The following is a 14,285-nucleotide window of genomic DNA, read 5'->3' on the forward strand; positions in this document are numbered from 1 at the left end:
CTATTTTATACTTAAGTAATAAGAAACTATACAAGTTGTTTAAAGTTTTCTAAACGTTTTGCTTTTTCTTCATCGCTGATATTATGTTTTTTAACATAACGGTTACTTTCATGCTCAGCGCATTCATGACAACAAGCGCCTAAATAACGTGCTTCATTTTCTTCGGACACCAGGATTTGGCGGTTACATTCAGGGTTTGAACAATTGATATAGCGTTCGCAAGGCGTGCCGTCAAACCATTCTTTACCTACAACTGTTTTTTCAACTTGGTTGACGTCTACACTAATACGTTCATCAAATACGTACATTTTGCCATCCCAATATTCGCCTTTTGTTTCTGGGTCTTTACCGTAAGTAGCAATACCACCTTCAAGTTGGCTTACATTTTCAAAACCTTCTCTTAGTAAGTAACCAGAGAATTTTTCACAACGAATACCGCCTGTACAATAGGTAACAATTTTTTTATCCATAAATTGATCTTTATTCTCTTTAATCCAGTCTGGTAAGTCTCTAAAACGTGTTATATTAGGGCGAATAGCGCCACGGAAATGACCTAAATCATATTCATAATCATTACGCGCATCGATAACCACTGTTTCATCATCAAACAATGCTTCTCTGAATTCTTCAGGTGATAAGTAATTACCTGTAAGTTCTTTAGGGTTGATATCTTCATTTAAATCTAACGCAACGATTTCTTTTCTAGGACGAACATGCATTTTTTTAAATGCGTGGCCATCAGCTTCATCGATTTTGAAAGTAATGCCTTCAAATCTTGGATCTGATTTTAATGCATCCATATATTTATCTGTTGCTTCAATTGTTCCAGAAACAGTACCATTAATACCTTCAGTCGATACTAAGATACGTCCTTTAAGCTCTAAGTCTTTACAGAAATCTAAATGTTCTGTAGCGAAAGTTTCAGGGTCTTCAATTGTTGTATATTTATAATACAATAATACTCTATAATCCATAATTCGATCTCCTCTAATCTATATCTTTCTATTATAGTTTTTATATAAAATTATTAGTTTGACGGTATTCGTGCGACAGTAGTTCATAATAAATATGATTAAATTAACATTGATTGATTATTTTTATAAAATGACGAAATTATCCTCACTATATTGTAACAAAAAAAGGACAATATTCAATTTAAAAATTTTGTAAAATCAAATATTTATATAAATGCTTTAAAGGTGCGCTCATATAATCAATATAAAAAAATGCTCTTTCCAAGCATAGCATCTTCAAAAGATGATAGCTGAAAAGAGCATAAACATAAGTTATTTATTTTTATTAGTAAAGATGAGTGCCACAATCAAACTAATTGTACTGACTGCAAAAACGATATTCATAATTGCTAATATCTCTATAATAACAACATCTTTACCTAATCTTTCAAAAGCATTTTCTTGCAGTTCTTCCTCAGAATTAAAGTCACTATCAGTTCGCGAAGGTTTTTCCTCGATATCTTCTAATAATCTTTCTTTAACCTTAGGCATATAATACCTCCTTATCATCTATTTAATGTTCCCTTTTTAAGTTAAAATCAATCATCTAAAAAATATGAAACGTTGCATTGTGTAACTATGGTTACTATACTTTCAATAACAGACAGAAAAAAATAGAATTAAACAGGAGAGATGAGTATGGAAACAGTATATTTAGCAGGTGGATGTTTATGGGGTGTGCAAGCATTTGTTAAGACGTTACCGGGCGTGGTTCAAACAGAAGGGGGTAGAGCAAATGGTATTACAGACACACTCGATGGTGAATATGATGGCTATGTAGAAGTAATTAAAACTGGTTTCGATCCTGAAAAGGTATCTGTTTCAGATTTAATGGGATATCTTTTTGAAATTATTGATCCATACAGTGTCAATCAACAAGGTCAAGATATTGGTTTAAAATATAGAACTGGATTATACAGTGAAGATGCTAAACATTTAAAGGAAGCGCAAGCTTATATAGACACGATTGAAGACCATCACCTTATTGCAACAGAGGTATTACCACTAACAAATTACGTGAGAAGTGCAGAAGAAAACCAAGATAGATTATCAAGATTCCCAAACGATTATTGTCATTTACCAAAAGAACTTGTTAATAAATACAAATAGTAACAAACGATTTAAATGAATCTTAAATACGTTAGGGAGGTGTGCATGTACACCTCCTTTTTATCTTTTTGAATATTGGTGAATAATTGATACTTACAGCGTAAAATTGATCATACAATAATTTGATTAAAATAATAGCACCTCAATATACATAATTATCAATTCAAAGCTGTGTTCAGTAAGAAAATATGGCGTATGCTATAATATGCATTGTTATAACAATATGGTAATATTAGGAGATTTTTAACTATGAATAAGCCAAAATATCAAATTGTAGCGGATGAAATAAAAGAAAAAATAATTAATAAAAGTTACCATGCAGGTATGCTTTTACCTACTGAAAAACAGTTCCAAAGTAAGTTTAATGTAAGCAGGTATACTGTAAGACAAGCAATGAATATACTTGTTCAAGATGGTTTTATAAAAAAGAAAAAAGGTTCAGGTTCATATGTCAGTTATAATTTTTTGAATTCCAACCAAAGTAAAGCTTCCAAAAAAATAGGCGTAATCGTGACATATGTTTCAGATTATATATTCCCTAGTATAATTAGGGGTTTAGAAAATGAATTGAAGAAACAAGGTTACTCATTAATATTAGCGAGTACTAATAATAATCATGACGAAGAGAAGAAATGCTTGGATATGATGTTAAACCAAGGTGTTTCCGGACTTATTATAGAACCGACTAAGAGTAACGTTTATAATCCCAATTTGTCTTACTATTCATTATTTAAACAAAGAGATATTCCTATTTTAATGATAAATGCCAAATATGACGAATTAAATTTACCTTTTATTGCGATTGATGATATTAAATCAGGTTATTTAGCAACACAATATTTAATTGATCATGGACATGAAAATATTGCATTGATTACGAAAATTGATGATAATCAAGGGAAATTGAGAATGAAAGGTTACTTTGATGCATTTGAAGCCAATACTATACTTTTTAAAGGTGAACATATTTATACATTTGATACAGAAAATAAAATACAAGTTATTGAACAGATTGTTCAGCACATTTTTGAACGGAAAATTAATATATCCGCTTTAGTTTGCTATAATGACGAAATTGCTTACGATATCATCCAGCGATTAAAAGGAAAAAATATACGTGTTCCAAGAGATATATCTGTAGTCGGAGAAGATAATTCAGTCCTTAGTAGGTTGAGTGAGATGAATTTAACGAGTACGTCGCATCCGCAAGAATTATTAGGTGTGAAAGCGGCAAAGTGGATAATAAACGCTATAGAAAATAATGAAAAATCAGACTCCATACTCCTCGACACATATATTATCGAACGGAATTCAGTTAAAAAAATTTAGAAACTCAAATCAATCATATATTGATTTGAGTTTTTTAATTGTCATTGTCCGTACACAATTTAAAATATATTGACATGTACGGACAAATATTATAGGATATATTTGAAAACGGTTGCAAAGGGGTGTGAGAAATTGAACAATTTGAATATGAATTTATCAAGTGAAGATATTTCCATTGGCATAGAGTTGGGATCTACTAGAATAAAAACCATTGCTATAGACAAAAATTTAAACACAGTAGCGACAGGAAGTTTTGAATGGGAAAATCAGTTTATAAACGGTTATTGGACGTATTCAATTAATGATATTTGGATAGGCTTGCAGAAAAGTTACGAAGATATGACACAAAATTTAAAACAGCAATATAATCTTACGCTAACTAAAGTAAATGCCATAGGTATTAGTGGTATGATGCATGGGTATTTAGCTTTTGACAAAAATGAAGATCTGCTGGTGCCTTTCAGAACTTGGAGAAATGGAAACACAAGTGAAGCAGCTGCTATATTGAGCGAAAAATTTCAATTTAATATTCCAGAAAGATGGAGCATTGCACATATTTTTCAAGGTGTTTTAGATAATGAAAGACACGTGCGCCAAGTGGAATATATTACTACATTAGCTGGATATGTACATTGGTATTTAACAGGGGAAAAAGTACTTGGCATTGGAGATGCTTCAGGGATGTTTCCTATCGACATTAATCAGAAAAATTATAGACCTGATTTGATTAATGTAACCAATCAATTATTTCAAGAACATGGTTTTAATAAACCGATTGAAAAAATATTACCAAAAGTAAGCGTGTCCGGAGAAAGTGGTGGATGTTTGACCAAAGAAGGCGCTAAACTTTTAGATGCTTCTAATAAGCTTGAATCTGGATGTATCATGTGTCCGCCTGAAGGTGATGCAGGCACAGGTATGGTAGCTACAAATACAGTTGCTACAAATACAGGTAATGTGTCTGCTGGCACAAGCGCATTCTCAATGGTGGTTTTATCACAAGAATTGAAAGATAAATATCCTGAAATTGATATAGTGACGACACCTAATGGTAATGAAGTGGCAATGATTCATACAAATAATTGCACTTCTGATATTAACGATTGGATGAATCTGTTTAGCGAAGTTTTAAAAGTAATGGGAGTAGATTTTTCATCTGATGAGTTGTACGGACAAATATTCCGAAGTTCTCTAAATAGCGATGATAATATTGGTGGATTATTATCTTATAACTATGTTTCAGGAGAAAATATTACAAATGTCGAACAAGGATATCCACTTTTTGTAAGGGAACCAAATTACAATTTCAATTTAGCTAATTTCATGAAAATGCATTTATACAGTGCTTTCAGTACTTTGAAAATTGGCATGGATATGTTGAAAAAAAATGAATCAATAGAGTTAGAAAAGTTAATCGCTCACGGGGGCATTTTTAAAACGAAAGGCGTTGCGCAACAGGTATTATCTTCAGCACTGGATAACGATATCACAGTTATGAATACAGCTAGTGAAGGAGGAGCTTGGGGAATAGCTATACTTTCTTATTTTACATCGCTTGAAACAATGCAAACATTAGAACAATTTTTAAATGAAGTAGTTTTTGTAAATATTGAAGAAGAAACGTTATCGCCAGTTAAACAAGAAGTAGATCACTTTAATAACTATGTAGAGAAAATGAAACTTGGATTACCAATAGAGCGTTTGTTCTCTAAACATTTAGGAGGTAAAGCATATGCTAGAAACATTAAAATCTGAAGTTTATAAAGCTAATCTCGAATTGCCTCAAAGAGGGCTAATCAAATATACATGGGGAAATGTTAGCGCTTTTGATAAAGCGTCACAATTATTTGTAATTAAACCAAGTGGTGTTAATTATGATGAGATGGAACCTGAAGATATGGTTGTTTGTAATTTGAATTGTGAGGTGGTGGAAGGAAAACTGAAACCCTCATCTGATATGCCAACACATGCAGTAATTTATAAAAAATTTGATGATATTGGGAGTGTGGTTCATACACATTCTCCTTGGGCAACAACTTGGTCACAATCTGGATTAGAAGTACCCGCAATGGGGACGACACATGCTGATACATTTTATGGCGCAATACCATGTGCAAGATTTTTAACACCTGAAGAAATAAATAAAAATTATGAATATGAAACTGGAAACGTGATCATTGAAACATTTAAAGAAAAGCATATCAATCCACATGAAGTACCTGCAGTATTATTACGTGGTCATGCGCCGTTTGTTTGGGGAGACGATTGTCAATCCGCAGTCATGAATGCAGTAGTATTAGAAGAAATATGCAAAATGAATATATTTACACGACAATTAAACCCTTTTGCCCAAACATTACCGCAAGAAATACTTGATAAGCATTTTGAAAGAAAACATGGTGCGAATGCATATTATGGTCAAAAATAAGGAGGAAATATAATGAATAATTCAAAAAAATTCTGGTTCGTGGTTGGTTCTCAAGAACTATATGGTGATGAAGCATTATCCCAAGTCCAAGAAAATGCGCAGAATATAACAGATGGATTGAATTCAGAAGGAGATTTACCATTTGAAATCGAATTACAAACTAAATTAGCTATTTCATCTGATGTGATTACTGAAATTATGAAAGAAGCAAATTATAGAGATGACGTTTTAGGTGTTATTACATGGATGCATACATTCTCTCCAGCAAAAATGTGGATAAGGGGTACAAAACTATTACAAAAGCCGTTGTTACATCTCGCAACGCAATATAATGAAAATATTTCCTGGGAAAAAATAGATATGGATTACATGAATTTACATCAATCTGCACATGGAGACAGGGAATATGGGTATATCAATCGTCGATTAAATAAAAACAATGAAATTATTTTTGGTCATTGGAGAGATTCAGAAGTTCAACAACAATTAAAGGATTGGATGTTTGTTGCTAATGCTTATAATGAAAGCTTTAATTTAAAAGTAGCGAGATTTGGTGACAATATGCGAAATGTTGCTGTTACTGAAGGAGATAAAATCGAAGCGCAAATTCAATATGGCTGGACAGTTGACTATTATGGTATTGGAGATCTAGTTGAATATATCCGTAGCGTTACAGATTCAGAAGTTAATCAATTGTTTAAGGTTTATCAAGATTTGTACGAATTTGATTATAGGGATTATAGCGAAGAAGCATTTAATGATTCTGTTATAGAGCAAATTAAATACGAGGTTGCGATAAAAAGATTCTTAGATGATGGTGATTACACTGCATTTACTACTAATTTTGAAGATTTACATGGGATGAAACAATTACCTGGTCTAGCTGTACAAAGATTAAATGAACAAGGTTATGGTTTTGCTGGTGAAGGAGATTGGAAAACGGCTGCACTCGATAGATTATTAAAAATAGTTGCACAAAACGAAGCAACAGGATTTATGGAAGATTATATTTATGATTTGAGAAGTAATCAATCTCATATTCTTGGATCACATATGTTAGAGGTAGACCCTACACTTTCTGAAAATAAACCTAAAATTATCGTGAATCCTTTAGGAATTGGGGATAAGCATGACCCAGCAAGATTAGTGTTTGATGGTAAACAAGGCCAAGGTGTAGTTGTCACAATGCTAGATTTAGGCACGTCTTTCAAATTTATTATAAATGAAATAGAGGCAAAATCATTAAAAGAACCCGCGCCTTATTTACCAGTCGCTAGAGTTTTATGGGAAGTGAAACCATCGTTGAAACAAGGTGTGAAACAGTGGATAAAAGAAGGCGGCGGCCATCATACCGTATTATCATTGAAATTAAATACAGAACAAATTGAAATGCTATTAAATATGTTTGATACAGAATATGTATTGATTAATTAAATTATCTATTGCAACGCATCACAAAGTTAAAATTGGTGTTCGAACAAAAAAGAGGGTGAATGGGATGAAAGTAAACAGTAAAGTTTCAAATCGTTTTATCTATTTCTTTGGTGCATTTGGGGGTATTTTATTTGGATATGATATTGGTGTTATGACAGGAGCTTTACCATTTTTAAGAGAAGATTGGGGTATCAATAGTGGTTTTATTATTGGATTAATTACATCATCAGTTATGTTAGGTGCTATATTTGGTGGCATTTTAGCAGGGAGATTATCAGATAAACTAGGGCGAAGAAAGATGATTTTAATTTCAGCTATGATATTCATCGTAGGCTCCATATTATCGGGTATTGCGCCTCATGAAGGTAATTATTTTTTAATTATATCAAGAGTAATACTTGGTTTAGCTGTGGGTGCAGCTTCAGCATTAGTACCAGCTTATATGTCTGAAATGGCACCAGCAAAATATCGCGGTCAACTATCTGGTATGAATCAAACGATGATAGTTTCAGGTATGTTATTATCTTATATTGTTGATTACTTTTTAAGAGATTTACCAGTCGAGATTGGATGGAGATTGATGCTTAGTGCTGCCGCAATACCTGCATTAATTTTATTTTTAGGTGTATTGAAATTACCGGAATCTCCAAGGTTTTTAATAAAAAATAATAAATTTAAAGAAGCAAAATTAGTATTAAGTAATTTGAGAAATAATAATAATATTGAAAACGAACTAAAAGAAATTGAAAATATTATTCAAAAAGAACGAAATAACGAAGTTAAGCATTCACTTGCCACTTTATTTAATGGAAAGTATAAATATCTTGTGATTGCAGGGCTTGGCGTTGCAGCCTTTCAACAATTTCAAGGTGCAAATGCAATATTTTATTACATTCCATTAATTGTAGAAGAAGCAACTGGAGGATCAGCAAGTTCAGCACTTATGTGGCCTATTATTCAAGGTATCATTCTTGTGCTTGGATCATTATTATTCATTTGGATAGCAGATAAATTTAATAGAAGAACATTATTAATGTTAGGTGGCACTGTAATGGGATTGTCATTTATTTTACCGGCAATCATCCATATGGTTTTACCTAATGCCAACCCGTTATTGATTGTAGTATTTTTAAGTATTTACGTAGCGTTCTATTCATTTACTTGGGCGCCATTAACATGGGTCATTGTAGGAGAGATATTCCCATTAGCAATTAGAGGTTTTGCTTCAGGTACAGCTTCGTCATTAAACTGGGTTGGGTCATTTTTAGTCGGATTACTTTTCCCAATTATGACAGCATATTTCTCACAACAGTTAGTCTTCGCAATATTTGGCGTTATCTGTATCCTTGGTGTATTGTTTGTGAAAAAATTTGTACCGGAATCAAAGGGACGCACACTTGAAGAAATTGAAAAAATTGGAGAATCACATCACTCAAATCAAACAACTGCACAAGTCAAAGGGTAATTTTAAAAATTATTAATTTAAATACCCCGCCGAGTATCCATTTTTATGATACACGCCGGGGTATTGATTTTTAATTTTATTACTTAATTTTCTATTTTTACGATATTTATCTTTAAAACCGAATATAAAAGATTAATTTTCGTCGTAGTTTTTAACAATCTTGCCATCAATACTTACGATTTTTATGTTATTTGGATTTTTAAGTAATCCAATATTATTTAATGGGTTATCATCTACTATAATAAAATCTGCTTTTTTCCCTGCTTCTACTGTTCCTATTTCATCATCATAACCAAGGCATTCTGCTGAAACTTTAGTTGAAGCTACAATAGCTTGCATCGGTGTCATACCGTGTTCAACCATTAATGCTAGTTCACGTAAATTCGTTCCGTGCTTAAATACACCAGCGTCCGTACCCATTGCAATTTTTACACCTGCATTAACAGCTTTAGTAAAACTAGAAGTATGTGCATCTAGGACTTCTTTTGATTTTTGAATAGAGGCCTCAGACATGCCCAGTTCATCTGCAAATTCAATTACAGAAACTGGCGCTAGCAAAGTTGGTACAAGGAATATACCTTGATTTTTCATACTTTCAATTGCTTCATCATCAAGATAAATGCCATGTTCTATGGAATGAATTCCTGCGGCAATACAGTTTTTCACACCTTGTAAGCCTTGTGCGTGTGCCATTACTTTACGGTTACCTCTGAATTGGGCTTCTTCAACCATTACTTTAAGCTCTTCAATTGAAAATTGAGTAAAGTCTGGATGATCTGTAGGGCTTGTTACACCACCTGTTGCATGTACTTTGATTACATCTGCACCAGCGCGTAGCATTTCTCTTACTTTTTTACGTACTTCTTCCACTCCATCACATATGCCAGTAGGTAAACCAGGGTAATCTTCAATAAAACTAGGCATAGTAATACCAGACTTCGTTAATTTGTCTCCATGGCCGCCAGTAATTGTTAGTGCATTAATGCTAATTTGCATGCGAGGTCCTAATATTAAACCATCTTGTACTGCTTCTTTAATACCTTGATCAGCTCCTAAGGCATCACGGACTGTAGTGATACCACAATTTACTGTACGTCTAAGGTGATCTATTGCTCTATAAAATGTATATGAAAAAGGAGTAGTTAATTTTTCATCTAATGGCCTCATTTCTTCCATAATATGGACATGACTATCTATCATCCCTGGTAATAAATATTTGTTACGACCATCTATAATTTCATGGTTTGAGTTTTCTAAATTTTTACCAATAGTCTTAAATTGATTGTCTTCAATAAGCACATCCACTTCCTTTTGTAATTCGTTACCAGTTCCATCTATAAGATTGATATTTTTTATAAGCATTTAAAATGCCTCCCTTATCATTTAATAAAATTCATTAATATACCTGTTAAAACAACTGACGCTACTGTTACTGATGTAAATCCACCTATTAACATAGGACTTAGTAATTCTTTGAAAAGTGCGTCGTGTTCCTTTTGATTCTTTGTTAAACTTCGACTGACTTCTTCACATAGCATGTAATCTCCGGGGAAGCCATATAATGCCGTTAAAGCTACCGGCAGAGCTTTTGTATAGCGCCAACCGATTAATTTAGCAGCAACTGCGCCACCGATTAAAATGCCAAATGTACCTATCAGTAAAATGAGTAAAATAGCTGGCAGATGATGCCACAAGTCTTGAGGTGTTATATCTCCCATCGAACCTATGACAATTAACATAATAATTACAAGGATTAAAGTGAATGATTTATTTTTTTCTAATTCTGCTTGTTCAAATAACCCTAATTTTAAGCCAATAATACCAAAAAATAAGCTGATAAGCGTAAAATGAATTGGTGTAAATTCTCCGATGATAAAAGCTAAACTAGCAAGCACAAACATAATAAATAATCTCAGCGTATTATTTCGTAAAATAGGATATTTATCATGTAAAGTATGTACGGTTGATGTTTGGATCTCAACCTCTTCTTGTGAACTTGGTTGCAAATGTTTAGCATTTTTTTCTAAGAAATGTGCGCCATATCGTTTCATAATAATAGAACTTAAAGGTAAGCCAATGACACCTTGTAGCCCTTGGACAAGTGCAGGTAAAACAATAAGATAACTCAAATTTAGTTCATTTAATTTATCTATTGTTATTAGTAGTGCAACAATACCGCCCGAAATAGGGCCTACACCTGAAGCAGCAATGCGAAAATCATAAACTAAGGTAACGATGATCAAAATCATAGCTGTTGAACCCACAATGCCAAATAGTGAAATAATAACAGCCTTCCACTGTGTCTTTAAAGTTGATAAAGGCATCATGGTACCCATATGCATAATGGCAGGCGCTATGGCTAATGCACCTAATGAAGGTAAAATAGCCGAATCAAGAATATTTTCAGGGAATATACCTGCCCATTTTAATAATAAAAAGCTGACCATAGATGTTAAAAGCATTGGGACTCTAGCTTTTGTCAATGTTGAAATAATTTCCCCAAATGCAATCAGAGCAAATAATGCAGTTGCTGAAATAATAGGTTCACTCCACATTGTCCTTTCCCTCCCTAAATAAAGTGATAATAAGTATCATAGCATTAAAAAAATATAAAATTAACCACAATAACTGAATTTTCTGAAATTATTTTTGTTTAATATAACCAAAAATTTGTTTGACAATTTTTTTGAATAAGCGTATGATACAAAAATGTACAAGGGGTGTACTAATTGATTTTGAAAGTGTTTGCTAGTTATGAACGATAGCATACTATGCATTAAAATACGTTTGGATCAATGTTTCAGTAAAATAATTAAAACTAGCAATGGCGTGTGGGGGATATAAATAGAAAGGTAGTTGAAAAAGATGTTAAATGAATTTAGATTTATATTTAGAAACAAAATGTTGCTAATTTCTTTAATTGCAATATCGCTGATTTCATTACTTTATGTGGCTTTGTTTGTAGGATCAATGTGGGACCCATATGACAAGACAGAAAACCTTAAAATTTCTGTAGTAAACCACGATGAAAAAGCTACACTCAATAACAAAGATATTACTATTGGTGATGATTTAGTAGATAAACTTAAGGATAATAACAATTTTAAATTCCAAGTTGTTTCTGAAAAAGAAGCGGATAAACAGTTGAATCGTGGCGAAAGCGTCGGCACAATTATTGTGCCAAAAAATGCTTCAGCTAATGCAACGACAATATTAGATGAAAATCCAAAAAAAATTAACCTAGAAACTAAAGTAAATCCAGGTTCTAGTTATACAGGTAGCCAAGTTGCAAACTCAGCGATCAATACTGTCACTACAACAATCAAAGATAATATTAGGTCAAATTATTTGAATGAATTATTTGCTACTGCTAAGGATTCACAATCAGGTTACCAAGATACATCAGATGCTTTAGGACAAATGTCAGATGCGGAAAACCAATTAATTGATGGTAACCAACAGGTGACCGATGGCATTCAACAATTGTTGCCAATGATTGGACAACCAGCTCAAGAATTATTGACAGGTAATCAACAAGTAACGGATGGCTTACAACAACTTCAAGAAAATAATAATCAATTGAAAGCGCAAATTGATGATGCTGTTAGTCAGCAAAATAACGTATCATTTGAATCAGAAAATGAAAAAGCACTTAACGATGTTACTAAAGTAAAAGAAAATAATCCCACTAACGCCGATCAATATGGGGCAACGATTGTTCCTTATATGGCGAGTGTAAGTTTATTTGTTGTTGCATTATCATTTAGTGCGATTTATCCATTACGTAAAACAATTAGTAAAGATACATCCGCAACAAGACAAGTTTTAGGCAAATTTGCCTTATATATTGTTCAAGGTGCACTAGCTGCATTATTTATGAGTAGTTGGGTACTATTTGTCTTTAATATGACAGTTGGTAATGTATGGAAATTTATATTAGTTGGGTTGTTATGGGGGATTGCCGCAATCACTATAACTTCATTATTGATGTTGTTCTTAGATAGAATAGGATTATTTATATCCATGATTCTTTTAATCTTACAGTTAAGTGCAAGTGAAGGTATGTTCCCAATTGAACTTTCAAGTACATTCTACAGATGGATTCACCCATTCTCACCAATGTCTTACGCTATTCAAGGTTATAGGGAAGCTATATTTACAAATGCTGGTCACTTTGACTTTGGATTTGTCGTAGCATTGCTCATTACCCTTATTATCGTAATGATGTTATTACAATATTTAGTTTTAATATGGTTTAATAGACGAGATAAATTACCATTTTCTATTAAATTCAAATAATGTGATATAGGGGTGTAATGTTATGGATAACGTAGATCAATCGATTGAGCATGGAATTCGTAAATTTCAAACCGTCATGTTGTATTTAAATAAAGAAATTGTTGAAATGGTAAACGACTCTAGCTTGACTAACTTACTTTCAAGAGAACAAATAGAAGCGATGAGAATTATCCAAACAGAAGGACAAGTTACGATAAATGAGCTAGCATCTTTACAAAATATATTTAAAACAGCTGCTTCAAAACGTATTGGTAAACTTGAAGAAATGGGTTATGTGCAAAGAGCACATTCGAATAATAAAAGAATTAAATTAGTACAGTTAAGTATTGAAGGTGAAATGTTTTTGAAACGAGCTACTGAAACAATGACAGAGGAAGTGAAAAAACGTTTAGGTAACCGATTTACACTTGAGGAAATAGAACATTTTGTAAATCAGTTAGAACGTATTGATGATGCTTTTAGAAAAAGTAAATAATTACCTGGGAAATTGTTTGTGTTATACATGGACTTGTATATTAATGATTAGTATACTGAATTATATAATTTGAAAAGTGTACTAATTGGAAAAAATCATAAACTGATGACAAGGAGTGTAACATGATGAAAAGAACTGTTGAACGCGTGCTTGCTTGGATTGGTATCGGGCTCCAATTACTTGGCGTGATTGTGCTTGCGATTTTCCTACCATTATTCGGAAACGGGTCAATGAAAGATGCCATGATACAGTCGATGATGGAAAGCGACAGTACCATCACATACGAAAATGGAGAAGCGGTTATCAATATGCTTAGTGGACTGGTAACAGCAGGACTTGTGTTATCAATTATTTTATTAATTATCGCGATCATTGGTGCGGTGTTAATTGGCAAAAAAGCAAAGGCGGCAGGTATCTTACTAATCATTGTAGGCGTTATTTCATTTGTTGGTAATTGGATTAATGCCATATTATGGCTAGTTTCAGGTATTATGTTGCTCGTGAGAAAACCGAGAGATCCTATCTATACGAGAGATGCAGAAGATGATGCTAACCCTTATATTAAAGATGGCTCGCAAGTAAATGAGCATAATAATTCATATGTGTTGTCTGAAGATCAAAAAGAGAACGAACAACAAGAAATTAAAGATAAATATACAGATTCAGATGACGATAATAAATATAAATATTAACCAACAAAACCAAGTGATCCTTTTAAAGGAAAGCTTGGTT

General features: G+C 32.8%; 13 protein-coding genes. 9 read left to right on the top strand and 4 right to left on the bottom strand.

Annotated elements, in window-relative coordinates:
* Positions 1-26 precede the first annotated feature (26 nt).
* Positions 27-974, bottom strand: coding sequence for an oxygen-dependent tRNA uridine(34) hydroxylase TrhO (gene trhO, locus BJG89_RS01390; protein WP_096808180.1), 948 nt, complete (start codon positions 972-974; stop codon positions 27-29).
* 312 nt (positions 975-1,286) lie between these two features.
* Positions 1,287-1,505 (bottom strand): hypothetical protein, encoded by a 219-nt coding sequence (locus tag BJG89_RS01395; protein WP_096808181.1) that lies wholly within the window; start codon positions 1,503-1,505, stop codon positions 1,287-1,289.
* Between the two features lie 147 nt (positions 1,506-1,652).
* On the opposite strand from BJG89_RS01395, the gene BJG89_RS01400 reads away from it, so the two are divergent.
* The 6 genes from BJG89_RS01400 (at position 1,653) to BJG89_RS01425 (ending at position 8,779) form a co-directional block, all read left to right on the top strand.
* Positions 1,653-2,123, top strand: coding sequence for a peptide-methionine (S)-S-oxide reductase (locus tag BJG89_RS01400; protein ID WP_096808182.1), 471 nt, complete (start codon positions 1,653-1,655; stop codon positions 2,121-2,123).
* 249 nt (positions 2,124-2,372) lie between these two features.
* Complete coding sequence (locus BJG89_RS01405; protein ID WP_096808183.1) at positions 2,373-3,452, top strand: GntR family transcriptional regulator; 1,080 nt, start codon at positions 2,373-2,375, stop codon at positions 3,450-3,452.
* A 147-nt stretch (positions 3,453-3,599) separates the two neighbouring features.
* Positions 3,600-5,207 carry a xylulokinase gene (locus BJG89_RS01410; RefSeq protein ID WP_096811187.1) on the top strand — a complete coding sequence of 536 codons (1,608 nt, stop codon included), beginning with the start codon at positions 3,600-3,602 and terminating at the stop codon, positions 5,205-5,207.
* Positions 5,185-5,880 carry an L-ribulose-5-phosphate 4-epimerase gene (locus BJG89_RS01415; protein WP_096808184.1) on the top strand — a complete coding sequence of 232 codons (696 nt, stop codon included), beginning with the start codon at positions 5,185-5,187 and terminating at the stop codon, positions 5,878-5,880. The genes BJG89_RS01410 and BJG89_RS01415 overlap by 23 nt, the downstream gene beginning before the upstream one ends.
* A 12-nt stretch (positions 5,881-5,892) precedes the next feature.
* Positions 5,893-7,314: an L-arabinose isomerase gene (gene araA / locus BJG89_RS01420; RefSeq protein WP_096808185.1), complete on the top strand. Its 1,422-nt coding sequence runs from the start codon at positions 5,893-5,895 to the stop codon at positions 7,312-7,314.
* A gap of 64 nt (positions 7,315-7,378) precedes the next feature.
* On the top strand, positions 7,379-8,779 hold the full coding sequence (locus BJG89_RS01425; RefSeq protein WP_096808186.1) for a sugar porter family MFS transporter: 1,401 nt from the start codon (positions 7,379-7,381) through the stop codon (positions 8,777-8,779).
* A gap of 132 nt (positions 8,780-8,911) precedes the next feature.
* On the opposite strand, the gene BJG89_RS01430 is transcribed toward BJG89_RS01425, so the two are convergent.
* The gene (locus BJG89_RS01430; protein ID WP_096808187.1) at positions 8,912-10,141 is read right to left on the bottom strand and encodes a metal-dependent hydrolase family protein; all 1,230 of its coding nucleotides are present in this window, start codon (positions 10,139-10,141) and stop codon (positions 8,912-8,914) included.
* A 17-nt stretch (positions 10,142-10,158) separates the two neighbouring features.
* The gene (locus tag BJG89_RS01435; protein WP_096808188.1) at positions 10,159-11,334 is read right to left on the bottom strand and encodes a hypothetical protein; all 1,176 of its coding nucleotides are present in this window, start codon (positions 11,332-11,334) and stop codon (positions 10,159-10,161) included.
* Between the two features lie 310 nt (positions 11,335-11,644).
* Between BJG89_RS01435 and BJG89_RS01440 the strand changes: the two genes are divergently transcribed.
* The 3 genes from BJG89_RS01440 to BJG89_RS01450 all read left to right on the top strand — a co-directional run bounded on the left by BJG89_RS01440 (position 11,645) and on the right by BJG89_RS01450 (position 14,245).
* The gene (locus BJG89_RS01440) at positions 11,645-13,078 is read left to right on the top strand and encodes a YhgE/Pip domain-containing protein (RefSeq protein WP_096808189.1); all 1,434 of its coding nucleotides are present in this window, start codon (positions 11,645-11,647) and stop codon (positions 13,076-13,078) included.
* Positions 13,079-13,100: 22 nt separating this feature from the next.
* Entirely contained in the window at positions 13,101-13,553 is a 453-nt protein-coding gene (locus BJG89_RS01445; RefSeq protein WP_096808190.1) for a MarR family winged helix-turn-helix transcriptional regulator, read from the top strand.
* A gap of 122 nt (positions 13,554-13,675) precedes the next feature.
* Positions 13,676-14,245: a DUF4064 domain-containing protein gene (locus tag BJG89_RS01450; RefSeq protein ID WP_096808191.1), complete on the top strand. Its 570-nt coding sequence runs from the start codon at positions 13,676-13,678 to the stop codon at positions 14,243-14,245.
* Positions 14,246-14,285: the final 40 nt, after the last annotated feature.

This window comes from Staphylococcus nepalensis, from assembly GCF_002442935.1.
In the GTDB taxonomy this organism is placed as follows: Bacteria; Bacillota; Bacilli; order Staphylococcales; family Staphylococcaceae; genus Staphylococcus; species Staphylococcus nepalensis.